The sequence below is a fragment of the Candidatus Megaera venefica genome (assembly GCF_034554655.1).
GTDB classification, from domain to species: domain Bacteria; phylum Pseudomonadota; class Alphaproteobacteria; order Rickettsiales; family Rickettsiaceae; genus Megaera_A; species Megaera_A venefica.
Genome location: NZ_JARJFB010000234.1, coordinates 1 through 1,852 on the forward strand (window position 1 = coordinate 1; position 1,852 = coordinate 1,852).

The following is a 1,852-nucleotide window of genomic DNA, read 5'->3' on the forward strand; positions in this document are numbered from 1 at the left end:
TGTAACAATGAATAGTTAATAAATAATTAAGAGACCATTGCAATATATATAAAAATGCACTGTGGGAAGAAATGGCATTTATATGCCCTAAGAGCATAGGGTAACAAAATTTATAAGCAATTTTATGCTAGTGGAAGATAATGTCAGATCCAAACGTAACTCTCTGTTATTCACTCTAGCTAGTTCATTACTGGTTTTGCCCAGATATGGTGCAAAATCCATAATACATAAATCAAAGAAAATATTACCACTGGCTCAATAAATGACTTTAACATTAGGAAATGACCTAACTGGTCTAGTATCAAGAGAAGTAGCTGCCGCCGAAAGTAAGACTAGAGGTCTTGGCACGAGCTTAACGACCGGTAATGATGTGTTCGTAGAAGTTGTTGATGCTTTTCTTGGTAATTCACTAAGAGATGGAGAAATTCTCCTCGGTGCGATAGCTAAGAACACTGCGTACGGCGTAAATCTATTAACGGTTACCGATGAATATTTAAAAACAATTGCCTCTCTTTTGCAAGATAGTTTAAAGATTATTAGTAGTGCAGGCTCATTATTGTCCACGGATAAACTTGCCGTGCTCCAGAAGAGCTTGAGAACCAAAAAGGCTCAGCTTAATTTGTTGATAAAGACTGCTGATTTTGACGGTAAAGGACTACTTAAAGGTGATGTTAGGGATATAGAAATTCAAGTTGGATTGAATGTAACCGATAAGTTAAGAATAAAAGTAAATGATATTAGTAAGGGAAAATTGTTTAGGTCTTCAATTGCTAACACGATAAATCGTTGGATTGCCGAAGACTACACTAGGTGCAGATATTACAATAGCCAATCTGAAGTGAACCAAGATTTAGCGCGCAATTTAAGTTTAGTAGATGCAGCTGGAATGAATAAGGGGTCTGGTACAGGTGCTAATCCATTAACTAGGCGGGAAGTAGCGACTGCTATATCCTCGTTAAGAGATGGTAACCCTTCATTTTTATCGTTATTAAACGAGACTTTACCTCAGACTATTAGCGCACTAAAAGCTATGAATTGTGATTTTACAAATGCGACTATAGATCAATTATCCAATGCCATGGCTCGGGGAAACCCAGCTCTAGCTGGAGCAAAAATAGAAGTGATAAATTTATTGTATGATAATTCATTAATAAATTTTTTTAGCGTTTATGGCGCAGCCGAGATTGTATTTGCTAAAAATATATATACTACTGCTTTAGCAACCATCAGAGCAGAGCAAGCCAGTATCGCCAATCAAAAACAAAACTTGTTGTCTTTAGCAGATGGCCTTAGAGCTACTACAAACATAACTCAAAAAGCCGCAAACTCTTACCTTAGAGCAGATTATGTTTTAACTGCACAACAATATTCTGAAACTATTAGAACTCTGGTTGCCGCTATCACTTCACTGCAAGCTGCTAATAAGATTCCGGAAACAGCTCAAAGATTAATCGATGCTTTGGCTAGATAGGAACTAGTTTAAGAACGCCTAAGGCTCTCTTTTGGGTATAATTACGACATGTTGACCATTAAAATCTAGGTGTTCACCTCTTTCTAAGGCCTTTTTGTACTCAGCAACAGTTTCCTCATCCCAGAGTCCCATATATAATTCACCCGCTTCCTTATGTTTACCCATATGCATCAATGTTACCGCTTTATTATATATAGCTTCTTTAAAATCAGGTTGGTACTTGAGTGCTTTATCATATTCAGCTATTGCTTTGCCGTACTGTTTTAATTCATCTAAGGTGATACCTTTGTTATAATATGCTATAGCAAAATCAGGTTTATATTTGAGTGCCATATTATAAGCATCTATCGCCTGCTGATATTTTTTAACTCTATATAAAAT

Annotated in this window: 2 protein-coding genes; one reads left to right on the forward strand and one right to left on the reverse strand. The window is 36.3% G+C overall.

What is annotated here, in order from left to right:
- The first annotated feature begins 262 nt into the window (after positions 1–262).
- Positions 263–1,471 (forward strand): hypothetical protein, encoded by a 1,209-nt coding sequence (locus Megvenef_RS09310; protein ID WP_322777641.1) that lies wholly within the window; start codon positions 263–265, stop codon positions 1,469–1,471.
- 18 nt (positions 1,472–1,489) lie between these two features.
- On the opposite strand, the gene Megvenef_RS09315 is transcribed toward Megvenef_RS09310, so the two are convergent.
- The coding region (locus Megvenef_RS09315; protein ID WP_322777642.1) for a tetratricopeptide repeat protein at positions 1,490–1,852 on the reverse strand (363 nt) is incomplete at its 5' end.

What these genes read in the sequence shown, in the direction of transcription:
- Megvenef_RS09310 (WP_322777641.1), top strand. Translation starts at nt 263, where the DNA reads ATGACTTTAACATTAGGAAATGACCTAACTGGTCTAGTATCAAGAGAA.